The 23,392-nt window shown below is 38.1% G+C and carries 19 protein-coding genes and 1 other annotated feature; of the genes, 1 reads left to right on the forward strand and 18 read right to left on the reverse strand.

Translation table 11 applies throughout. The annotated features are described in order from the left end of the window. Positions 1-3 precede the first annotated feature (3 nt). From yqeH to ACSKY2_RS04525, 11 genes are all read right to left on the reverse strand, one after another. On the reverse strand, positions 4-1,146 hold the full coding sequence (yqeH, locus tag ACSKY2_RS04475) for a ribosome biogenesis GTPase YqeH (protein WP_489876916.1): 1,143 nt from the start codon (positions 1,144-1,146) through the stop codon (positions 4-6). Further along, entirely contained in the window at positions 1,139-1,666 is a 528-nt protein-coding gene (locus ACSKY2_RS04480) for a YqeG family HAD IIIA-type phosphatase (protein ID WP_489876917.1), read from the reverse strand. Before ACSKY2_RS04480 ends, yqeH begins: the two co-directional genes overlap by 8 nt. 182 nt (positions 1,667-1,848) lie before the next feature. Continuing rightward, positions 1,849-2,997, reverse strand: coding sequence for a D-alanine--D-alanine ligase family protein (locus ACSKY2_RS04485; RefSeq protein ID WP_489876918.1), 1,149 nt, complete (start codon positions 2,995-2,997; stop codon positions 1,849-1,851). A 79-nt stretch (positions 2,998-3,076) separates the two neighbouring features. Then, the gene (locus ACSKY2_RS04490; protein ID WP_489876919.1) at positions 3,077-4,060 is read right to left on the reverse strand and encodes a DUF2785 domain-containing protein; all 984 of its coding nucleotides are present in this window, start codon (positions 4,058-4,060) and stop codon (positions 3,077-3,079) included. 119 nt (positions 4,061-4,179) lie between these two features. Further along, on the reverse strand, positions 4,180-6,015 hold the full coding sequence (locus ACSKY2_RS04495) for an APC family permease (RefSeq protein WP_489876920.1): 1,836 nt from the start codon (positions 6,013-6,015) through the stop codon (positions 4,180-4,182). Between the two features lie 294 nt (positions 6,016-6,309). After that, entirely contained in the window at positions 6,310-7,932 is a 1,623-nt protein-coding gene (gene groL, locus ACSKY2_RS04500; protein ID WP_489876921.1) for a chaperonin GroEL, read from the reverse strand. Positions 7,933-7,966: 34 nt separating this feature from the next. Further along, positions 7,967-8,242, reverse strand: coding sequence for a co-chaperone GroES (locus tag ACSKY2_RS04505; RefSeq protein WP_489840923.1), 276 nt, complete (start codon positions 8,240-8,242; stop codon positions 7,967-7,969). 305 nt (positions 8,243-8,547) lie between these two features. After that, positions 8,548-10,509, reverse strand: coding sequence for an ABC-F family ATP-binding cassette domain-containing protein (locus tag ACSKY2_RS04510; protein ID WP_489876922.1), 1,962 nt, complete (start codon positions 10,507-10,509; stop codon positions 8,548-8,550). Between the two features lie 88 nt (positions 10,510-10,597). Then, positions 10,598-11,917, reverse strand: a complete 1,320-nt coding sequence (locus ACSKY2_RS04515) for a bifunctional folylpolyglutamate synthase/dihydrofolate synthase (protein WP_489876923.1) — start codon at positions 11,915-11,917, stop codon at positions 10,598-10,600. Positions 11,918-12,079: 162 nt separating this feature from the next. Then, on the reverse strand, positions 12,080-14,746 hold the full coding sequence (locus ACSKY2_RS04520; RefSeq protein ID WP_489876924.1) for a valine--tRNA ligase: 2,667 nt from the start codon (positions 14,744-14,746) through the stop codon (positions 12,080-12,082). Between the two features lie 77 nt (positions 14,747-14,823). Beyond that, positions 14,824-15,029 (reverse strand) — a binding site (T-box leader). Between the two features lie 72 nt (positions 15,030-15,101). Further along, positions 15,102-15,719 carry a LysE/ArgO family amino acid transporter gene (locus tag ACSKY2_RS04525; protein WP_489876925.1) on the reverse strand — a complete coding sequence of 206 codons (618 nt, stop codon included), beginning with the start codon at positions 15,717-15,719 and terminating at the stop codon, positions 15,102-15,104. A 124-nt stretch (positions 15,720-15,843) separates the two neighbouring features. Between ACSKY2_RS04525 and trhA the strand changes: the two genes are divergently transcribed. After that, positions 15,844-16,500 (forward strand): PAQR family membrane homeostasis protein TrhA, encoded by a 657-nt coding sequence (trhA, locus tag ACSKY2_RS04530; protein ID WP_489876926.1) that lies wholly within the window; start codon positions 15,844-15,846, stop codon positions 16,498-16,500. 121 nt (positions 16,501-16,621) lie between these two features. On the opposite strand, the gene ACSKY2_RS04535 is transcribed toward trhA, so the two are convergent. The 7 genes from ACSKY2_RS04535 to ACSKY2_RS04565 form a co-directional block, all read right to left on the reverse strand. Further along, the gene (locus ACSKY2_RS04535) at positions 16,622-17,335 is read right to left on the reverse strand and encodes a hypothetical protein (RefSeq protein WP_489876927.1); all 714 of its coding nucleotides are present in this window, start codon (positions 17,333-17,335) and stop codon (positions 16,622-16,624) included. Between the two features lie 131 nt (positions 17,336-17,466). Beyond that, a complete protein-coding gene (locus tag ACSKY2_RS04540) occupies positions 17,467-18,288 on the reverse strand; it encodes a hypothetical protein (protein ID WP_489876928.1) in 822 nt (273 codons plus the stop codon). Positions 18,289-18,485: 197 nt separating this feature from the next. Next, positions 18,486-18,944 (reverse strand): universal stress protein, encoded by a 459-nt coding sequence (locus ACSKY2_RS04545; protein ID WP_489840915.1) that lies wholly within the window; start codon positions 18,942-18,944, stop codon positions 18,486-18,488. 116 nt (positions 18,945-19,060) lie between these two features. Beyond that, entirely contained in the window at positions 19,061-19,336 is a 276-nt protein-coding gene (locus ACSKY2_RS04550; protein WP_489840914.1) for a hypothetical protein, read from the reverse strand. 373 nt (positions 19,337-19,709) lie between these two features. Continuing rightward, the gene (locus ACSKY2_RS04555; protein ID WP_489876930.1) at positions 19,710-20,999 is read right to left on the reverse strand and encodes a replication-associated recombination protein A; all 1,290 of its coding nucleotides are present in this window, start codon (positions 20,997-20,999) and stop codon (positions 19,710-19,712) included. A gap of 25 nt (positions 21,000-21,024) precedes the next feature. Beyond that, positions 21,025-21,468: a YueI family protein gene (locus tag ACSKY2_RS04560; protein WP_489876931.1), complete on the reverse strand. Its 444-nt coding sequence runs from the start codon at positions 21,466-21,468 to the stop codon at positions 21,025-21,027. Between the two features lie 350 nt (positions 21,469-21,818). Further along, complete coding sequence (locus ACSKY2_RS04565; protein WP_489876932.1) at positions 21,819-23,390, reverse strand: peptide chain release factor 3; 1,572 nt, start codon at positions 23,388-23,390, stop codon at positions 21,819-21,821. Positions 23,391-23,392 lie beyond the last annotated feature (2 nt).

Here is a 23,392-nt window from a genome sequence, read left to right on the forward strand (position 1 = left end):
TTTTTAAATCATTGCCCTTCTTATTAAGACTGACACCCCTTTTGGTGCCCAACCTGCCACCACTGTATTTGCTGGCACTGTTAACCAACCTAAACCATCAATGACAATATCGGTTTTTTCTGTTGTTTTAAATTCATGGCGTTGTAATGGTGGTAATTTTTCTATATTTTTCGCCGTTGGTGGTGCGAGTAATTCACCAGCGTGTTTATCATAAAAAGCAACCGCATTGTCTAATTTTGTTCGATGAATCAATAAATTATTTTCAAAATACGCCGTGATGCCTGTTCGGTCACCTTGGATATAATCAAAACGAGCAAGTGCACCCATAAACAACGTTTGACCAGCATTTAGCTGGAACGTCTTTGGTTTAATCTCTTTTTGTGGTGAAACATACTTTAAATCTTTGACACTTAAATAGTGTGCCATTTGGTCTTGATGAATAATGCCCGGCGTATCGATAATATCGCTGTCATCGTCTAGGGGAATTTCAATACGATCTAATGTTGTTCCTGGAAAACGTGATGTCGTAATAACATTTGTTTGATCGCCAGTCACTTCTTTAATAATCTGGTTGATCAGCGTGGACTTACCAACATTTGTCACACCAACAACGTAGACTGAACGACCATGACGATATTTCGCAATTAAGTCTAATAACGTCTGAATGGCATCCCCATTCTTACCAGATGTTAATGCAATATCAATTGGTCGTAATCCTGCAATATTTGCTTGTTGCCGCATCCAATCCTTGATTTTTGTCCGTTTTAATGAGTGTGGTAACACATCAACCTTATTACCAACGAGTAAAATATCATTATTACCAACAAAACGATGTAAACCTGGAATGAGTGAACCAGAAAAATCAAATATATCCATCACATAAACAACCAATGCATTAGTATCAGCAATTTGTTCCAATAAACGTCTAAAATCATCATCCGTCAAATTAACCGGTTGAATTTCATTATAATGACGTAATCGAAAGCAACGTTGACAAAAAACTTCATCATTTTCAAAACTTTTTAACAAAGCTGACATTGGCGTATAACCAATGTCATTTTTGTGGTCAGTTTGAATAAGTGCCCCACAGCCAATACAACGCAAGCCTTCATCAATATATTGACGTACTGTTTCTTCACTAATCAAGTTCTTTCCTCCATTGTAATTGTGGATGTCGTTTCAACATATTCTTTTTAACCCCTTTTTCAAAAAAGCGGTTAATTTTTGTATTCCATTGATCTGTCTCAATCAGTGGTTTAACAAGAATACTACGCATACCAGCGTTATTTGCTGACCAAATGTCTGTTAATAATTGATCGCCAACCATAACAACTTCACTGGTTTCTAATTGTAAAATTGTTGTTGCTTCTTTTAAACCACGTGTCAGTGGTTTTAATGCACGCGAAACAAAGTTTAACTTCAATGGATCAGCAACACGGGCAATTCGACTTGCTGAGTTATTTGAAACAATCATGACTGGAATCTCTGCCTGTTGCATCGCTAACAACCAGTCATGTAGTGCTTGGGTACCATCCGGATTATTCCAAGCAACTAAAGTATTATCCAAATCTGTTAAAACAGCTTTAATATTTTGTTCTTGTAATTGTTTTGGCGTGACACAATAAATTGCATCAATCATCCATGTTGGGGTAAATGAGTTCGTCATTTTTCGTCCTTTTCCACTATTAATCTTATTTTAGAGTATACGCTAAATTAGAGATTTTATAAAGAACCCGACACGACTCTGCACATTGCAAATTGCTTTCATTTATTTAACACAATCTCAATATTAATAAAAAAGACGATTGTTTCTGAAATTATCAGAAAACAACCATCTTAGTTCATCATTTATTTTGTTACTTCAGCATTATATTGTTTCTCACCCATACGTTCTTCACCAAGGGAAACAAAATCATATGACAATTTATTTTGACGCTCAAATTCTGCAATACCATATTGAATCAATTCATCAATCAAATTAGTATAACTAATCCCTGAAACTTCCCACATTTGCGGATACAAAGAAATGTTTGTAAATCCTGGCAATGTGTTTGGTTCACCCAAATAAGGTACACCATCACTATCAATCATAAAGTCCATCCGTGTTAAACCAACTAAGCCCAATGCCTTATAAGCTTTCAAAGCCATTTCAGTGATTTCGTCAGTCAAAGCTGGCTCTAGTTTCACCGGTAGTTCAAAGACCATTCCTGAGGCATCCACAAATTTATTATTGTAATCGTACCAACCGTCTTCGTCAGGCAGAACAATACCACCTAAGTGTGACGCACGTGGTTGTTCATTACCTAAAATTGAAATGAAGACTTCACGTGGCTTATCCAGAGCGGCTTCAACCAATATCTTATAATCATATTGAAACGAATCTTGCAAAGCTGCGGTATATTCAGTAGCATTAGTGACACGTGAGACACCAACTGACGACCCTTGGCTAGCCGCTTTCACAAACAAAACTTTCGAATTTAATTTTTCAACTAATTCTTCATAAGTAAAATCTTGATAATTTTGATCGTTCAAGAGGACATAGTCTGTGTTACGAACGCCGGCTTGATTTAAGATACGTTTCGTTAAATCTTTATCAAAAGACATTGCCGACGCAGCAATACCAGGCCCAAGGTATGGCTTTTGTAATAGGCGGAACAATGCTTGTAATGTGCCATCTTCACCTAAGTTACCATGCACAACGGGATAGAAGAAATCAATATCACGCATTTCCCCCAATACAGCAATTGGTGCTAGTGGATTAGTCAAATCCATCTTTTTCTTAGCTGCTGTAACAACAGTGTCTTCATCTTCCCCCTCAAAAACGCGCCATGAATCTTCCACATTAATTATAATGCCATCTTTTGAAATTAAAAAGACCGTTACATTATACTTCTCTTTGTCCATCGCATCATAAATATTATGCGCTGACCGCTTTGAGACATCGTGCTCTGATGAATTACCACCAAACAACATTGCAATATTTAATTTTTCTGACATAATGGTTGTTCTCCCTTGTCTGTCAAACTGATTTGTGTAGAAACCTAAGTATAACATAGAATTCCTGTTTTCGGGACAATTATGCTAAAAAGTTGCGTGATTCATTTAAATAATCAATGATTTCTTGTGGTAGCGCATCGCGCATAACTAGTCCTTGTAAGAATCTCTGTTGATTATATAATCGATGCCAGTCACCTTCTGAATCTGGCTGCATTTGTCTGGTCATTTCTTGACGCCATTGCTTCAATTGCTTCAAAAAGTATCGTGAATATAATTCATCAGTATTGACTAATTCCGTAATAAAACCGATCAAGCGCCGATTTTCACCCATAATCAGAGGTGTATCTAAGCGTTTGAGCCTTTCAACAAGAATTGTTAATAGCAATATTTTATCCGCTCGCACCATCTTTGAGTCATGAGCTAATTCATCCAGTAAATTGCCAATATGCATAAAGGCATGTGCCCAACCTTTTTCACCAACAAATCCTCGCGTGTCACTTTCTAGAGCAATGTAAGTTGCAAAATTAAGCAAATATGTTTCCTCAATTTCTTCACTAATGAAGTGTACATTTCCTTTGCGATTAGCGTAATGTAACATTGATAAAATAAAAATAGCAAATGAACGGTAAAAAACACCATCATTTTCTTTTTCGGTAATATGACTAAATAACACATTATCCTGCAATAAATAGCGCACCATCAATAATAATTGATTTGGTTTAAAAACATTATTTTGCAGACCATCACTAATAAAGAAGAATGCACCTTTATCACGTAAGGTTGGATCTGTTTGTCGTAGACTACTCATTAATTCTAAAATATCTTCGTTAGTAATTGCGACGGGTTGACCAGCATAAAGTGTTTGTTGCCAATCTAAGATATGTTGTTTAATCATCCCGGCATCATTGTCCGACAGTTGGACAACTGGCGTCGCTTCATCATAATCAAATTGATCAATTAAACGGCCAACCTCGCTACCTAATGAATCAAACAACGTTCCCGCGTGCAAGCGTGAGCGTAACATCTTTAATTCCTCACGAACATCATCAATCGTATAGTCCATTCTTTCATCCCTTCTTTGTTTTTCGTCTCATTTAGATTACCACAACCTTCTAAAATAAAAAACATACGGGTCTATACAATTTCTCAACCTGAGAGGGATAAACCAGTATGTTATGATAACTATTCTTTTAAGTGGAAATAGTATGTTGAAACAGTCACATCACGTGAAGCTAATGCTGTACGCAATTTCATACTATTTTGATTATGCAAGGCATTTTGCCAACTATGGCGTGGCACAAATTGTGGAATTAAAATCGTTAACGAATGATTTCGTTCTTTTGTCCCCTTCGCAATTTCATCAACAAACCGCATGGCTGGTTTAGTAATTGAGCGATATGACGAATGAATGTCAACATAACGTACTTCTGGGAATTCTCGCTTAAATTCAACACCTAAACGATGTTCTTTTTGTGGATTAGAATCAAACGAAACGTGCATTGCTAATACTTTATCACCAATTGATTTCGCATAATCAACCGCCTCAGCAGTAGCACGTGTCAAATTTGATACTAAAACAATGATTGTTGCCCCATCATAATGACTACGTCTAATTGGTTCTTGCGATAAAATTCGCAACTGCTTAGCGACTAACCGATAATGCCGATTAATCCCCCAGAACATACGTATCAAAATTGGCATAATAATCAAATAAGGCCAAACTGATTCAAAATGTAAGGCAAACAACGTAATCACCAATACTGCTGAAATTAATGCACCAATAAAATTGATAAATGCTTTAGAAAGCCAATGGCCATCACGTTCACGCCACCAGTGAATAATCATGCCTGATTGCGATAAGGTAAATGGCACAAACACACCAACGGCATATAACGGAATCAAGGCCTCTGTTGAACCATTGAAAATGACCAACAGCACAATCGCGCCTAAAGCTAATGACATAATACCATTAGAGTAGCCTAAGCGGTCACCTTTATCCATGTAGCTATGAGGCATAAATTTATCTTTTGCCAAATTATAAGCCAATTGTGGAAAAGCTGAAAAACCGGTATTAGCAGCAACTGCCAAAATTAATGCGGTTGAAATTTGTAAAAGATAAAATAGGATACCATGCCCGAAAATACGTTGTCCAATCTGCGCTAAAACAGTGACATGGGCGTTTGGCTGAATACCATAAATAAATGACAAACCAGTCACACCAACCAAGAAAAAGGCCAATATGACAGCCATAATAACCAAAGTGATAGCCGCATTTTTAGGCTTTGGTTCTTTAAAATTTGGCACTGCATTTGAAATGGCTTCCACACCCGTTAGTGATGATGAACCACTCGAAAATGCCTTCAAAAACAATAAGATCGAAACACTACCTGTTGCAATATGTCCTGTCGTCGTTGGTTCGTAATTTACTCGCCCAGTTAGAATGTTATAAAAGCCCCAGACGATCATCACAACCATCATCGCAATAAATAAGTAGACTGGTACCATTAAAGCACCAGCTGATTCTCGTAATCCACGTAAATTAATACCCGTTAGAATTAAAATAATAATCACACCAATAGCAACATTATAATGATGTAATGATGGTATCGCCGACACGATTGCTTCAGTTCCTGATGCCACTGAAACAGCCACCGTCAGCATATAATCAACTAATAATGAGCCACCGGCCACCAAGCCAGCATTACGGCCCCAATTAGTTGACGTCACCAAATAAGCACCACCGCCAGCTGGATACGCATGAATAATTTGCCGATACGACAAAGTAATTGCTGCTAACAGAATCAGCACTAACGCAACGACTGGTAATTGCAACCATAACGTGGCAACACCACCAACAGCTACCAAAACCGTAATAATTTGTTCTGTTCCATATGCAACAGATGACAAAGCGTCAGATGATAAGAGCGCCAATGCTTTCGTTCGGCTAAGTTGACGTGCATCTTCATCCAGAGTTTTTAACGGTTTACCAATTAAAAACCGCTTCAATAAAGGCCACATGTTCCAGCTCCTCAATAAATTTAATTTTGATAAATATGATGTAGAAATTAACCTATTGGTAGGTGCCATTTCTACAAGGGTTTATTGTAGTGCTTAGCTTATCGATTGTCTATCCTTTTGTTTATTTTTATGTTTTCTTTTTTGTAACAATAACTGAAATATTTACGACACAAAAGAAAAGGTCTTAAACCCACCAGCATTCGGCAAATTTAAGACCTTTTTTATCAAAATAAGTAGCAATATCATGACGATATGCCGAAATCCGTTTTGATAGTAAACCAAGCATTTATGATTTTACATCATGCCGGGCATACCACCTTGTGCAGGCATTTGAGCAGCAGTATCATCCTTAGGTTGTTCAGCAATAACTGCTTCAGTTGTTAACAACAAAGCTGAAACAGAAGCGGCATTTTGCAAAGCAGAACGTGTTACCTTGGTTGGATCAACAATACCAGCCTTGATCATATCAGCCCACTCACCAGTTGCAGCGTTGTAACCAATACCAACCTCTTCATTCTTCAATTGGTTAACGATCACTGAACCTTCAACACCAGCATTTTCTGCGATTTGGCGAACTGGTTCTTCTAAGGCACGCTTAACAATATTAATTCCTGTTTGTACGTCACCTTCTTCTGATAACGCATCAACAGCTGGGATGGCATTAACTAATGCAGTACCACCACCAGAAACGAAGCCTTCCTCAACTGCAGCGCGAGTAGCATTCAAAGCATCTTCGATTCGGTACTTACGCTCTTTTAATTCAGTTTCGGTAGCTGCACCAACTTTAACAACAGCGACACCACCAGCTAACTTAGCAAGACGCTCTTGCAACTTCTCACGATCGAAATCAGAGGTTGTCTCTGCAATTTGACCCTTAATGATTTCAACACGTTCGTGAATTGCTGCAGAATCACCATTGCCTTCAACAATTGTTGTATTGTCCTTTGTCACCGTAACCTTAGCAGCTTGTCCAAGTTGGTTGATCGTTGTATCCTTCAAGTTCAAGCCTAAATCGTCAGTAATAACTGTACCACCTGTTAGGATAGCAATGTCTTCAAGTTGTGCCTTACGACGATCACCAAAACCAGGTGCCTTCACAGCAACAACGTTAAATGTACCACGCATCTTGTTCAAAACAAGTGTTGGCAATGCCTCACCGGTAATATCATCAGCAATGATCAACAAAGCACGACCTTGCTCAACAACACTTTGTAGCAATGGTAAGATTTCTTGGATATTACCAATTTTCTTATCTGTAATCAAGATATATGGATTATCTAATGATGCTTCCATCTTATCATTGTCAGTAACCATGTATTGTGACATGTAACCACGATCAAATTGCATTCCTTCAACAACATCCAAAGTTGTCTCAATACCCTTTGACTCTTCAATGGTAATGACACCATCATTGCCAACCTTTTCCATTGCTTCAGCAATCAACTTACCAACTTCTGGGTTAGCAGCAGAGATAGATGCAATTTGTGTGATCTCTTCTTTTGTTGATACTGTCTTTGACATATCATGCAATGATTTAACAGCTGCGTCAGTTGCTAATTCAATTCCCCGACGAACACCAACTGGGTTAGCACCAGCTGTAACATTCTTCATACCTTCATTAATGATGGCTTGTGCCAAAACTGTCGCAGTCGTTGTACCATCACCAGCAATATCATTTGTCTTTGAAGCAACTTCGGCAACTAATTTTGCACCCATGTCTTCGAAATGATCTTCTAACTCAACTGCCTTTGCAATTGTTACACCATCATTCGTAATTGTTGGTGCACCATAACTTTGTTCAATCACAACATTACGTCCTTTAGGACCAATGGTTGTCTTTACTGTATCAGCTAACTTATCAACACCTGCTTGCATTTTTGCACGTGCATCTTCTGAAAATTCAATATCTTTTGCCATATTTACGACCCTCTATTTTCATTAATTATTTAAATTACAACACTGCCACAATGTCTTTTTCGTGGACAACCAAATAATCAACCCCATCAACACTAATTTCAGTACCAGCAAACTTATCAAATATGACATTATCGCCTTCTTTGACTGCAGCCGGTGCTGACAAGTCACCTACCGCTTGTGTCGAAACGGCAACAACTTTTCCTGTAACTGACTTTTCTTGTGCATTAGAAGCTAATAAAATACCCCCAACTGATTGCTCAGGTGCTTCTGATACTTGCAATACAACACGATCTCCTAATGGTTTCAACATGTTATCTGACCTCCACAGGTTAAAATTTTCTATTTGTTAGCACTCTTTATATACAAGTGCTAATTAACACTATCAATAATAACACATTCATCACTTTTTGCAAACTTTTGTTTGACAAAATATCAAAAAAACAGATTTTATTTAGAAAAACTCATAGCTCATTTCGTTGTCATAACAAACAAAAACCGCCAATCCAACAATGAAGTGCCCCATAATTGTTAGACATAAAAATCTAACGATTATGGGGCACTTCACAAATAGATTGACGGTCCTTTATCAAAATATATCAATGACACAATCTGCTATTAATGATCGTCAGCAAGAAATGTTTCCAAAGCAAGACTTGCTTCAGTCCATTGATCCTCAATATCTGCTAATTGTTTATCAAGCGTTGCAATTTTATTAGAAAGATCCGTTAATTTCTCTAAATCAGAGCTATTCGTTGGATCATTCAACGCAACATTTAAATCATCACGTTGATCCGTTAATGCGGTCATTTGCTCCTCAATACCAGTAACTGCACGTTCCAATCGTCGCTGTTCGCGTTGTTGTTCTTTTAACGCAGTTCGTGATAACGTCTGGGTTTTTTCGGAGACAACAGTCGTTTCAGCTGTTGTGCTATTTGTCTCCTTTGCCAATTGCTTATCTTTCTCAGCAGCTGTCTTTTCAAGATAGTAATCATAATCGCCATCAAAAAAGCGTGTACCATTTGGCGAAAGTTCAATCACTTCAGTTGCAACTTCATTAATAAAATAACGATCATGCGACACAAAGAAAATTGTCCCATTATATTCATTTAAAGCCGTTTCTAAAACTTCACGAGAATCAATATCCAAATGATTAGTTGGTTCATCAAGAATTAAAAAGTTTGCATGTTCCAAAGCCAATTTAGTCAATAATAGTCGTGCCCGTTCACCACCTGATAATGCTGATACTAATTTTTCTACTGCCTCCCCAGAAAACATGAATGAACCTAAAATCGACCGAACATCCTTTTCGGGCATCTTAGGATGTTCATCCCAAATGGTATCAATCACAGATTTTTTATTGTCTAATGTTTGTTGTTCTTGATCATAATAACCAACTGAAACATTAGCCCCTAATTTAATTCGCCCCGCTAACAAGGGAAGTTTACCCAGAATCGTTTTAATAAAGGTTGATTTACCAATACCATTAGGGCCAACTAAAGCAACTGCATGTTGCTTATCAACAGCAACATTAACATTTTCGGCTAAGACATGCGTCATATCATATCCCAACTTCACATCTGTTACACGTAACACTTCATTACCAGAATCTTCATCAGCAACAAACTGAATATGAGCAACACCAGACTCATTCTTGGGTGCTTCGATGCGCTTCATTCTTGCTAATTGTTTGCGCCTTGATTGCGCCCGTTTTGTTGTTGATGCCCGCACAATATTTCGCTTAACAAAATCTTCCAATTTTGCAATTTCAGCTTGTTGCTTATCATATGCCTTTTGTTCTTGCAAAACCTTAGCCGCTTTTTGTTGCATAAAATCACTATAATTACCCTTATAGTGGTCTAGTTGACCAGAGTGCATATCGTAGATTTCAGTCACAACACGGTCCAAGAAATATCGATCATGTGACACGATTAGCAATGCACCTTGATAATTCTTTAAATATTGTTCTAACCAAGCCAACGTTTGCATATCTAAATGATTCGTTGGTTCGTCTAAAATTAACAGATCTGGTGTCTCCAATAGTTGCTTTGCAATGGCTAGTCGCGTTCGCTGGCCCCCAGAGAGGGCTGCAATTTTTTGATCATAAAATGACTCATCAAAGCCAAAACCGTGTAATACTGAGCGAATCGTTGCATCATATCCATAACCATTCTTCTCATCAAAATCGTGTTGCGTTTGATCATAAGCTGTCAACAACTCTGTATAGTCATCACTTTCATAGTCCGTCGTTGCAGCAATTTCCGCTTCCATTTGACGCATCCGTTCTTCCAAAGCAATCACATCGGCAAAGGCTGTCAACATTTCATTATAGACAGATAATTTCGAATCTAATCCTGAATTTTGAGCCAAATAGGCTAATCGAATGCCTTTTTTCATTGAAATTTCACCTTCATCAGGTGTTGTTTCACCAATCAACATTTTTAATAATGTTGATTTTCCAGCGCCGTTGCGCCCAACTAAACCAACTCGGGCTTTATTCTGTACTTGCATCGAAATATTTTTAAAGAATGTGACACCATTAAAACGTCGCGCCACATTACTTGCTTGTAAAATAATCATATTTATCACTCCATCTTAGGCATGATGTGTTATCTTACCTAATCTCATTCTCCATCTACTGTATCAAATCAACCCATTTGACGCTAGGTTATTCTTGATCAGCAAGCGCTTGTCGTACCTCAGATACAAAATACAGTGAACCAGTCAATAAAATGATATCGTTCGTACTGCTTTCCTTTTTAACAATATCAAGACCCACTTGCCACGTCCGATGGACAGTTACGTGCTGTGTACGAACTTGATGTGCTGCTAATGATGGCTCAAGTGGTTGACGATTATTCGGTCCTTGAAATCCAACCACATGCAAATCAACATTTGGTAGGTCAGCAAGTAATTGTAACATTTGAGGATAATTTTTATCCTGTAAGACACCAAATAAAATGTGAATCGTCTTTTTTTTAAATCGCGTTGTTAAAATTTCGATTAGCGCCTTTATTCCTGGTTCATTGTGTGAACCATCTAATATAATTATCGGGTCTGTTGCAATTTTTTCAAACCGAACCGGCCACCAAACTGTTTTTAGCGCTTGTGTCACCATTTTCGGTGTCAATTGGCGTTTAAAAAAGTTGGTAACCAACTGAGCTGTTTGTAACGCAACGGCTGCATTATCAATTTGATAATGACCAATCAAGTCAACAAATACTTGCTGATAATTAATTGTCCCCGATACATCGAATGTTTCACCCCATAGATTTTCATCTGGTAATGCGGTCACTTGAAATTGTTGTCCCAAACGATACACGGATGCACCCATAGCAGTTGCCACTGTATCAATCACTTGATTAGCTGCTGGTGTTAATCGTCCCACAACAACAGGACGCTGTTTTTGAATAATGCCGGCTTTTTGTGTTGCAATTTTTGTTATTGTGTCACCTAATACCTGCATGTGATCCAAGCCAACGGTGGTAATCACAGAAACAATTTTATCTGGAATGACCGTCGTTGAATCCCACGTGCCGCCGACACCGACTTCCAACACAACCACATCAACTGGGTGTTCTGAAAAATACATAAACATCATAACTGTCAGTGTTTCAAACTCAGTTAACCCAGTTGTTAATTCATCATCCATTTGATCAATGACTGGTGCCAAGCGCTGCACCAAATCCAATAAATCATTATCATCAATATTACCCTGATCATCTTGAATACGCTCATTAAATGACAAAATATATGGTGATGTAAATAATCCAACCCTTAAGCCACTGGCTCGTAATAATTGTGCAACCATCTTACTAGTTGATCCCTTACCATTTGTACCGGTAATATGAACGTATTGTGATTGTCGTTCCGGATGTCCTAATCGCGTTAAAACTTTGTTTAATCGATTAAAAGTAGGCGTCTTGGACCATTTATGACGGCCATGAATATATGAAATTGCATCAGCAACCGTTTCTATTTTTGCCATTTTAACCTCGATTTTTACAATGATAAACAAAAGCGCCGTCTACATTGTAGATGGCGCTTCTGCATGTGTAATTTACTGCATTGTAACGACGAACCGCTTAAATTCGTTATTCACAATATGTTAAATTATACACTTACCTTACTATTACTGCAAGTAGCTGTTTTACTTGTTTGCCTCTTTTAATTGTGCTAAGCGATCATTCGTTGCTTGCAACTTATTTTCCCAATCAACTAACTTTTCGCGTTCAGCTGCGACAACTTTTTCAGGCGCATTATTGACAAACTTTTCGTTACCTAATTTACTATTGGCACGTGTTACTTCACCTGTAAACTTCTTCACCTCTTCTTGCAGACGAGCTATTTCTTCATCCAAATCAATTAACTCAGCTAATGGAACAAAAATTTCGGCACCAGAGATAATTTGCGTCATGGCTAGATCAGGAGCATCAATTTCAGCCGCAATTTGCAAAGTCTTTGGCTTAACAAAACGATTAATGTAGTCTGCATTATCCTTGAAAATACGTTGCAAGTTCTGATCCGTCGTCTTAATCAAAACATCGATTGTCGTTGACATAGGCGCGTTGGCCTCTGTTCGAATTGTTCGAACAGCCTTAATTAAGTCAATCAAACTATTAAAATCAGTTTCAGCTTGTTGATCATGCAATGCATCATCAATAGTTGGGTAACTTGCCGTAACAATTGTTTCACCCTCGTGAGGCATTTCTTGCCAAATGGCTTCAGTAACAAATGGCATAATTGGATGCAACAACCGTAGCGTATTATCTAATACATATGCCAGAATTGCTTGCACTGTCTTTTGAGCAACCTCATCATTCCCATTAAGGGTCTCTTTAGTCATTTCAATGTACCAGTCAGCAAAATCATTCCAAATAAAGTTATACAATGCGCGGCCAGCTTCACCGAACTCAAACTTATCAAAATTCTTTGTCACCATTTCAATCGTTGTATTGAGACGTGACAGAATCCATTTATCAGCCAATGAGAACTTTGATTTGTCAGTTGGCAAAATTGCCTTTGTATCATCTGATAAGTTCATCAATACATAACGTGAAGCATTCCAAATCTTATTAATGAAATTCCATGCTGAATCCATCTTTGTATATGAAAAACGAACATCTTGACCGGGTGTTGACCCAGTTGCCAAGAACCAACGTAAAGCATCTGCACCATACTTCTCAATGACATCCATCGGGTCAATACCATTGCCTAATGACTTTGACATCTTACGACCTTGCTCATCACGAATCAAGCCATGAATCAACACATTCTTGAATGGCCGTCGACCAGTAAATTCTTTTGATTGGAACATCATACGTGCGACCCAGAAGAAGATAATATCATACCCTGTGACCAAAGTATCTGTTGGGAAGTAGCGCTTAAAGTCTGCCGCATCTGTATCAGGCCAACCCATTGTTGAAAATGGCCACAAAGCTGATGAAAACCATGTATCCAAAACATCAGGATCTTGTTCCCAATTCTCACTATCAGCAGGCGCTTCCATACCAACATACATTTCACCAGTCTCTTTATGGTACCAAGCGGGAATTTGGTGTCCCCACCATAATTGACGAGAAATCACCCAATCATGAATGTCATCCATCCAACGAGTAAAGGTACCTTCAAAACGTGGCGGATAGAAATCAACACGATCGTCCGATTTTTGCATAGCCAATGCTTGTTCAGCCAATGGTTTCATCTTAACAAACCATTGTGTTGACAACCGTGATTCAACTTGCACACCAGTACGTTCTGAATGACCAACTGCGTGCACGATTGGTTCAACTGACAACATCCAACCACCAGCTTCTAAATCGGCAACCATTGCTTTGCGGGCATCAAAACGATCCATACCAACATACTTACCAGCACGTTCGTTCATTGAAGCGTCTTCATTCATCGTATTGATTCGTTCCAAATTATGACGATTACCAACACCAAAATCATTTGGATCATGAGCTGGTGTAATTTTAACCATCCCTGAACCAAACTCAGGGTCAACATATTCGTCAGCAATAATTGGTACTTCACGATTAACAAGTGGCACTAAGACCTTTTTACCAACCAAATCTTTATAACGTTCATCTGAAGGATGTACAGCAACTGCCACATCCCCAAACATTGTTTCAGGACGAGTTGTTGCAATTTCAATATAATGCTTTCCTTGATACGTTGTTTCAGGATCCACAAATGGATACTGTACATGATAAAAGGCACCTTCATCATCTTGATGAATGACCTCGATATCCGACAAGGCTGTCCGAGCTTTCGGGTCCCAATTGATGATGTACTCGCCCCGATAGATCAAGCCTTTCTTGTACAAAGTCACGAATACTTTACGAACAGCTTCTGATAACCCTTCATCTAGCGTAAAGCGTTCACGGTCAAAATCCAAAGATAGCCCTAGTTTTCCCCATTGCGCTTTAATAGTTGCTGCATATTCATTTTTCCAATCCCATACTTGTTCAACAAATTTGTCACGTCCCAAATCATAACGCGAAATACCTTCTTTGGCTAAACGTTGCTCAACTTTAGCTTGCGTAGCAATTCCCGCATGATCCATTCCTGGTAACCATAACGTATCAAAACCTTGCATTCGCTTTTGACGAATCAACATATCTTGTAACGTTGTATCCCAAGCGTGACCTAAGTGTAATTTACCAGTCACGTTCGGTGGCGGAATAACAATTGAATAGGGACGAGCCTTCTTATTTTCTGAAGGTTTGAAGCGCTTCTCTTGCACCCACTTATCATAACGACCCGCTTCAACCGCTGTTGGATTATACTTGCTCGGCATATCAATTTCTCGCATAACTTGAACTCCTTACTTTTATTAAATTTATTCTATAATTGACCCATTAAAAAAACCCTGATCATACAATATTGTATAATCAGGGCGACTTTATCGCGGTACCACCTGAATTAGAGTATTCTCTATCTCATTAAGACTTAACGCGTCACCACGTTATCAACTACTACAATTTCATTGATAAAGCCCACTAGCTACTTTCTAAGTTGTCACTCAAAATCTTTCACCAAAATGACTTTGTCGCTAATAGTAACCTAACCTATACCCTCTAGTGTATTGCTATGAAAGCAATTTTACATGGTTATATGCAAAAAATCAAGGTCAATCGATGCTTTTCGTTAATATGAAGTGTCATCATTTAAAAGATAGCAATCATTGCCTCAATTAATAAATAACCACCATAACCTAAGACGATAATTCCAGATATAGCATTTACACAGACAAGCACTTTTCGAGGTAGCCGATCTTTTAGGATATTCATGATAATTGTAATGCCATTAAACCAAATAAACGTTGCCATCATGACACCAATGATAAATGGCCAAACCGCATCACTAGCCAATGTTCCTCTTAAAGCACCTAATAATAAACTACCATCAATTAAAGCTTGTGGATTCGCCCATGAAACAATAAATGCTGTCAATAAAGCTTTATGTGCAGGTAAGTGATTAGCATGTGTGTTGAGTTGTACTGTATTCGCACTTCTTAAAATATCCCAACCAATCCAAATGACTAGCATCCCACCAATCAACATGACAGTTAATTTTAGCCATGCTGCTGAACTAATAATTGCTCCCATACCAAAAAAGGCCGCCATTGAAAACAACGAGTCAGCAATCCAAACAAAAAGAACATAAACTAACGAACGTTTAAATGAATTCGTTAGTGCATTATTAAATACATACAAATTTTGCATGCCGATTGGTGCCACGAAAGCAAATCCAATCATCATCCCTTTAATCATTGTCATTAACATTATGAAACCCCACTTATTTTAATACTATAACATTTAGTTTACAAAACTAGATGAAACAGTTATCATAATTATAAACATATTGTCATTCAAATAAATAGCCAATTAACTGGTAAAGGAGAAGCCTATGCCTACTCTAACAAAAGAAAATCGCCGCTATCTAATTACCTATGAGACACTCAATGCCGTCACTCACGGTCTTGGTGTGATGGCAGCCATCGTTGGTGCAACACTATTAATGATTAAGAGTGTGCAACATCATTTTGGTGCATTTACAATGGTTGCCTTATCAATTTATGCTGCATCTATTATCAGTTTTTTACTCGCTTCAACCTTATTCCACGCATTAATTTTTACTAAAGCGGGTAAAATTTTTCAATTTTTAGATCACTCAGGCATTTATTTAGTCATCCTGGGAAGTTACACGCCTTACACCTGGCTCTTCCTTAGTCCAAAAATTGGTTGGCCAATTTGGCTAACCATTCTATTATGCACTATTCTTGGCTTTGTTTATGATTTATTTTTTGTCGGTCGTTGGCCTTGGCTTTCAGTCATCATTTATGTCTTGATGGGCTGGTTGATTATTCTGGCCTTTCCCGCTCTACACGTTGCCTTAACATCGTTTTCATTTAATTTCTTATTAGCTGGTGGCATAACATACACTTTGGGTGCCTTGCTTTACCTCATGCCACAACTACCATTAAATCATGTTTACTGGCATCTTTTTGTTTTAGCAGGTGCAACATTAATGTACATTTCAATTTATGCCATGCTATTTAATTAAACCGTTCCGTCATACAGAATACAGAACATAATTGAAAGGGTCAAAGTCTGCCATATTTGGCATAGACTTCGACCCTTTTATGATACGTGTTAGATGCAACAAAAACTACTTAAATCAAAGATTATTTATTTTTCACAATCCCTGCTTGTACCCACTGATTAAAACTATCGTCAGTTGTTTGTACTTGACCACCTTGTTGATGATTTTGATAGTCATTTTTTTGTTGTTGTGAAAATGTGTCCCATACCGAGCCACCAATAGAATAGTGGCTAGCACTAAGAAGCAAATCTTTAGCAGTTGCCGTTGTTGCTAATTTGACAGTATTTGTTAACTGATCTTTCTGCCACTTACCTGCAACTGCGTATTCAGTACCGTCTTCTAATTTCACTTGCTGTGCAATAGCCACACTATCAATATCAGACGTTTGCGCTGCTGCCTGCTTTAAAATGAGGGTGGTTGCTTTGGCATAAGCCGTCATAAAACTTTCGAGTGAATTTGTGCCATCATCTGCAAAAACAATGGTTAATTGTTTATTTGCTAGCTTAACAGAATAAATACTAGGAACCCCCGGTTGATCTTTCAAAACTGCTTTCACATCAAATCCAGTTTTTTTATGACTATCCTGAGACGTCATGGCCTCTTTATCAACCGTTGATTGCTTTTTTCTCTTATGTACCGGTTGATGTTCGGTCTTTTTAGCATGTTGTGTAGAAGTTGCAGCGGTTGCCTGCTTATTACTTTGATGTGGTGTACTATTAAAAATAATTGCGAAAACAGCAACCACAGCGGCAATTGCCATAATTCCAATAATCATCGTCACTTGTCGTTTATGCATTATGATTTACCTTTCTATTCCTTAAACCATAATATTCTATCATAAGAAACTTTTAAGTTTTTGATGACTATGTCACGATTCTATTAATAAATGCTAACGTTTTGTAAAATTAAATGAATATTCTGTAACAATTACTGTTTGCGTCCAAAAAGACGGGCGAAAAAGCCTCGAATACCGCCATGTTTACGCCTCGATATACGAGATGATGTCACTTCAGTATCCTCTTGCACCGTTTCTGATGCAATCACTGCAGGTTCCGGCCTATCATTAGTATCCTTAGTCGTTGTCTCCACTATCAGACTGTCTACAGGTAGCGTTTCTTGCACTATTTGTTGCGAATCCTCTGAATTTGTCGATGCTAACTCATGTTTTACTTCTTCATTATGTACATACTCAGCAATCATCTCATCTGTCAAGGCTGGCATAGCAACCGTTTTTGATGTTACTCCTAGACTAACGATCGTTCGCCCCATTTTGCCCGTTTCCTGATTCGTTGCATGAACTTCTATTTGACTAGGTAAGATGTCTTCTGGTAGAACTAATTCAAATTCTAAACTATTATCAACTGGCAAGGAAATCACATGTTCATCACCAATAAAATGTACAGAAACAGATACATTCTCTTGATTGACACGTCCTTCTAATAATCTTTGCCCCTCTTGTGTTGAAATAACAGCTGTAACCACTGGTGCGGGTTGCTCAATCGTCAATGTCATTGTCTCATGCAATGACTGATTTGGTTGCTCAGCAGTAATCATGACCTCTCCGCTAGCATCCTCCATTGATAATTTCACAACAAAATTACCATCTTGATCTGAGGTCGTTGTATCAGATTTATCATTTGCATATTTCACAGTGATTGCAACATTCTCTGCCCCCACGTGGCCAATAACTGTTGTTCCCAAACTATTTGTTAATATTGATGCTACCAAATTTAGTTTTGACTCACTCATATTGCAATCTCCATCTCTTTTTGAACTGTCAATCATATTTTCATTGTATCAGAAAATTATACTAACTAAAAATAATAGCCTATTTCACATAAACTGGTCATAACAAAAAGGTTGAGACCAATACTCCTGTCCCAACCAACTCACTATTTCAAAATTCTCTAACATACTGGTATACATCAAAGTGATTCATTTAATGATTAATCCCGCTTACGTACAATCAGTGTGTCCACCTTCGCAACACGTGTAACGAACTCAGTAACAGATCCAATTAGCAAACGTTCAATAGCATTCAAACCGGTTGCACCAATCATAATCAAGTCAATACCATACTTTTCTGGTGCTTGCTGAGCAATAACATCCTTAGGTGACCCATATTCAATTGAATAATCGACATTTTCAACACCAGCATCCTTAGCTTGTTGCAAATATGCATCCAATGTCTTCTTTGCTGTACCAGCAACTTGTTCAACCATCGTTGTTCTAAAATCAGTCACATTCTGGAATGAACGTGTATCAATAACATGCAGAATATGCAACTTAGCATCTGGGCCATTCTGCTTAACAACTTGAATAGCACGATTCAACGCAGCCTCAGCTTCTTTAGAGCCATCAACTGGTACCAATACGTTCTTATAGTTTACTTTTACATCAGCCATAACAGTTCCCCCTGTCGGATTGACTATATGTGTCTCATTTCTATACATTAATTATAACGCATTTACCCTATTTTTTCATGTAAATAAGGTCTCTTTTTTAAATTTTGATATATAAATTATTTAAATAAAAGACGAACAATAACAATTGCCAATACAGTTGTTAGCAAAGTAGCAATAATAACAAACAAACCACCTGGTAATGCGGCCCCTTTAGTAACCAGCGTACTGATCACAATTAAGATGGCATCAATTGTAAAGGCCCATCCAAACCAACGGGCAGGTTGCTTTGCTGCGGTTTGTGGAATTCCCAAGAAACCTTGTTGATGTAACAATAAATAAATACCAATAATCGCAATAACTAGTGCAAATAAAATGTATAATCCAATAATCATGATTTCGTTCCTTTTCTTTCCTGATAAAAAAGGTCGCCCACCTTCGATAAACATATCGAACATGCACGACCATCGTTATTCAAAATCTATTGATATGAACAACTATGAACACTTGATTGGTGCCGTTAGTAAATTCAACTGAGTTGGCTCCGATTAAAGGAAAGTGGGTGAATAAGTTTGCTTTTATAGCTACTGAGTGAAACAGCATGCTATAGCAGCTTCCCGACATCCCCGAGCAAAAAGGTTGTAAAGCAACTACAGAAAGTAGAATTACGCGTACACCCAAGAAATCCATCCATGTCTTTATTATACTAGTAAATACACAAATGAAAAGTCTTGACAATCAAGTAACGTGTGATAAAAATCATTGCCGTTATCGATTATTGAGGCCGTCCTGTTGCGCTCGTCGTAATTTCTCATATTGTTCTTTGTATGAACGTTCAACTTTCGAATTCCCTGCAGGTTTAAAATAGTGCGCTCCAAGTAACTTATCAGGAAGATACTGTTGTGGGACCCAATCTCCTGGATGACCATGTGGATAGACATAATCAACACCATGCCCTAATTTTTTGGCACCAGCATAATGCGCATCTTTTAAATGATCAGGTACATCCCCTGTAGCACCTTTTTGAACATCTGCAATGGCTGCATCAACTGCAACCATCGCTGCATTAGACTTCGGTGATAATGCTAATTCGATAACTGCATTGGCTAAGGGAATCCGCGCTTCTGGAAAGCCAAGCTGTAAGGCCGCTTGCACTGCCGTAATCGCACGAGCTGCCACAGCTGGATTTGCAACGCCAATATCTTCATACGCAATAACCTGTAAACGGCGTGCAATAATGAGTAAATCACCCGCTTCAATCAAACGCGCAAGATAATGTAAGGCAGCGTCAACATCACTACCTCGAATTGATTTTTGTAATGCCGAAATGACATTATAATGACCATCACCATTTTTATCCGCTGTTATAGCTTTACGTTGTACGGTTTCTTCAATAATAGGTAATGTAATATGAACTTTGCCATCTGCCATCGGGTTAGTAGATTTCACAGCCAATTCAAGACCATTTAGCGCCGAGCGTAAATCACCATTAGTTGCATAGATCAACTGTTGTTTGGCATCATCATCTAGCACAACTGCAAAATCGCCCAAGCCTCGTTCCTTATCCATCAAAGCACGCTCAATGGCAAGGTTCATATCTGTTTCGGAAAGTGGTTTCACTTCAAAAATTTGTGTTCGAGAACGAATGGCTGGCAATATTGATAAATACGGATTTTCTGTCGTTGCACCAATTAGGACAATGCGCCCACTTTCTAAATGTGGTAACAAAAAATCCTGCTTGGTCTTATCTAAGCGATGAATTTCATCCAGCAACAGGACAACTGTGCCTGACATTTTTGCTTCTTCCGCAACGATTTGTAAATCTTTTTTGCTATCAGTTGCCGCATTAAGAATGCGAAACGCGTATTTTGTAGATCCCGCAATGGCACTCGCAATACTTGTCTTTCCCGTGCCAGGTGGTCCATATAAAATCATTGACGACAACATTTTTGCAGTCACCATGCGATTAATAATCTTTCCCGCACCGACCAAATGTTGTTGTCCAACAACTTCATCAATCGTCCGTGGGCGCATGCGATAAGCCAATGGCTGTTGCATTATCATCCCTTCCTTTCAGTAACGATTAGAATAATTTTTTATACCAAGGCGTTTTGGTTACTGATTGCTTGTTTTCAGGCTTTCCCATATTGCCTACCAACTGAACAATATCAACCACTTCTTTGTGAACTGCCGTCTTTGCAGCTAAGACAACAACAACATCAGAATTCGCATAAACAGTATCAGATTTTAACGTAAACTTTGTCCGTTGTTTCGCTGCTAATTTAATATACTTATCTAATATTTCGCGATCCATTTGGCCATTCAAATAAAGAACTGCATCGGGGTGAGCTGATAATTGCTTTTCCCAAGCCAACATATAAAGTCCGTCACCCGCAGTTTGGCGTGTTTGCAAGGCATAGATCCGTTCACGAAAATTACCTAAATAGCGGTGTTGTTCATCTGGATTAATTTCAGGCGTACCATACAATCCAGATTTAACGTGTGGATCCATCTCTTGTTTATCCATGAATGTCTCTCCTTTTCTATTAGGTTAATTTTAACATAATGCCTAAATGCCGACAATTTTCTTATTCTTATTATGAAAATAAAAAAGCACTTATGACACTAGGCATCGCAATATCATATACGCACAACCTATTCATAAGCGTTCTATTTTTAACTCACTAACAATGTCATATCTGCAATAATCACGTCAATCAACCAATGTAACCTAATCCGTTAAATAAATCATTTTGGATAACGATGTTAAATAATATGACCAACAAAATAAACTGTGATTGGTATGCATAAAATAATAACAAATACCAATGCATCCATTAACCAATTAATCGGCATACATAATAGATAACATTAAAATCACAATTTTGTCTCTAGTTGCACATCAGGGTATTTATTGGCAAACCAACGTTCAGCAAATTGATTTTCAAACAAGAATACTGGATTCTCATGACGATCTCGAACAAGTAAGTTTCGTGATGATGCCATTTGAGGATCTAGTTGTTCTGAATTGATCCAACGCGCAATTTTTGAACCCATTGGCTCTAATGAAACTTCCGTATTGTATTCATTTTCCATTCGGAATTGGAAAACTTCAAACTGCAAGGCACCAACAGCACCAATAATGTAATCACCAGAATCCCATGCCGTATACAATTGAATCGTCCCTTCTTGAACCAATTGCGTGACACCTTTATGGAATGACTTTTGCTTTAACACGTTTTTTGCATGAACACGCATAAATAATTCAGGTGTAAACGTTGGCAATTCTTCAAAAGTGACCTCATGTTTACCGGCATAAATCGTATCGCCAATTTGAAAATTACCAGTGTCATAAATACCGATGATATCCCCTGGGTAGGCCGTTTCAACATTCTCTCGTGTGTCGGCCATAAACTGCGTCACATTTGATAAACGAATTTTCTTTTGAGTACGCTGTAATGTCACATCCATACCACGATCAAATTCACCTGATACAATCCGTAAAAACGCAATTCGATCACGATGGTTAGGATTCATATTCGCTTGGATTTTAAAAACAAAGCCTGTGAATTGCTCATCATCTGGTGAAATAGACACACCTGTCACCGTATTTTTTGGTGAAGGTGCTGGCGCAAACTGCATATATGTTTGCAAGAAAGTTTCGATGCCAAATCCTTGTAAAGCTGACCCAAAGAAGACGGGGGTCAATTCACCACGCATTACAGCAGTTTCATCAAATGAATTTCCCGCATCTTGTAACATTTCAATTTCATCGCGTGTTTCTTGCCACAATGAATTCTCTTGAATGACGTTTGGTTCAGCTAAATCAACGCCCGCCTCATTTAATGGCAAAAAGCGTTGTGCACTATTTTCTGGCCGATACACTTCAACATTATTATGATAACGATCAAATAATCCCGCTAAAATCTGACCTGAACCAATGGGCCAATTCATTGGATAAGCATTAATACCCAATGTTGATTCTAATTCATCAACTAAGTCTAATGGTTCACGACCATCACGATCCAACTTATTAAAGAATGTAAAAATCGGAATATGACGTTCGCTGACAATCTCAAATAACTTTTTTGTTTGAGGCTCAATTCCCTTTGCTGAATCGACGACCATGATCACTGAATCAACTGCCATTAATGTTCGATAAGTATCTTCTGAGAAATCCTCATGACCTGGTGTATCCAAAATATTGATGCGCTTACCGTCAAAGTCAAATTGTAAAACTGATGAAGTCACTGAAATACCACGTTTTTGTTCGATTTCCATCCAATCAGACTTCGCAAAATTTCCTTTACGTCCCTTAACCGTGCCAGCTTCACGCACAACTCCCCCAAGCTTTAATAATTGCTCAGTAATTGTTGTTTTACCAGCATCGGGATGAGAAATAATAGCAAATGTACGCCTTGTTTGCGTTGCTTCTTTTAATGATGCCATAA

It is taken from the genome of Weissella sp. ESL1156 (assembly GCF_058505625.1).

Coding starts and splice junctions, on each gene's coding strand:
- ACSKY2_RS04515 (WP_489876923.1), bottom strand. CDS start 11,917: ATGGCAAAAATAGAAACGGTTGCTGATGCAATTTCATATATTCATGGC.
- ACSKY2_RS04490 (WP_489876919.1), bottom strand. CDS start 4,060: ATGGACTATACGATTGATGATGTTCGTGAGGAATTAAAGATGTTACGC.
- groL (WP_489876921.1), bottom strand. CDS start 7,932: ATGGCAAAAGATATTGAATTTTCAGAAGATGCACGTGCAAAAATGCAA.
- ACSKY2_RS04480 (WP_489876917.1), bottom strand. CDS start 1,666: ATGACGAACTCATTTACCCCAACATGGATGATTGATGCAATTTATTGT.
- ACSKY2_RS04525 (WP_489876925.1), bottom strand. CDS start 15,719: ATGTTAATGACAATGATTAAAGGGATGATGATTGGATTTGCTTTCGTG.
- ACSKY2_RS04540 (WP_489876928.1), bottom strand. CDS start 18,288: ATGAGTGAGTCAAAACTAAATTTGGTAGCATCAATATTAACAAATAGT.
- ACSKY2_RS04535 (WP_489876927.1), bottom strand. CDS start 17,335: ATGCATAAACGACAAGTGACGATGATTATTGGAATTATGGCAATTGCC.
- ACSKY2_RS04520 (WP_489876924.1), bottom strand. CDS start 14,746: ATGCGAGAAATTGATATGCCGAGCAAGTATAATCCAACAGCGGTTGAA.
- ACSKY2_RS04560 (WP_489876931.1), bottom strand. CDS start 21,468: ATGGATAAACAAGAGATGGATCCACACGTTAAATCTGGATTGTATGGT.
- ACSKY2_RS04565 (WP_489876932.1), bottom strand. CDS start 23,390: ATGGCATCATTAAAAGAAGCAACGCAAACAAGGCGTACATTTGCTATT.
- ACSKY2_RS04545 (WP_489840915.1), bottom strand. CDS start 18,944: ATGGCTGATGTAAAAGTAAACTATAAGAACGTATTGGTACCAGTTGAT.
- ACSKY2_RS04555 (WP_489876930.1), bottom strand. CDS start 20,999: ATGCAACAGCCATTGGCTTATCGCATGCGCCCACGGACGATTGATGAA.
- trhA (WP_489876926.1), top strand. CDS start 15,844: ATGCCTACTCTAACAAAAGAAAATCGCCGCTATCTAATTACCTATGAG.
- ACSKY2_RS04510 (WP_489876922.1), bottom strand. CDS start 10,509: ATGATTATTTTACAAGCAAGTAATGTGGCGCGACGTTTTAATGGTGTC.
- ACSKY2_RS04505 (WP_489840923.1), bottom strand. CDS start 8,242: ATGTTGAAACCATTAGGAGATCGTGTTGTATTGCAAGTATCAGAAGCA.
- ACSKY2_RS04550 (WP_489840914.1), bottom strand. CDS start 19,336: ATGATTATTGGATTATACATTTTATTTGCACTAGTTATTGCGATTATT.
- ACSKY2_RS04485 (WP_489876918.1), bottom strand. CDS start 2,997: ATGTCAGAAAAATTAAATATTGCAATGTTGTTTGGTGGTAATTCATCA.
- ACSKY2_RS04495 (WP_489876920.1), bottom strand. CDS start 6,015: ATGTGGCCTTTATTGAAGCGGTTTTTAATTGGTAAACCGTTAAAAACT.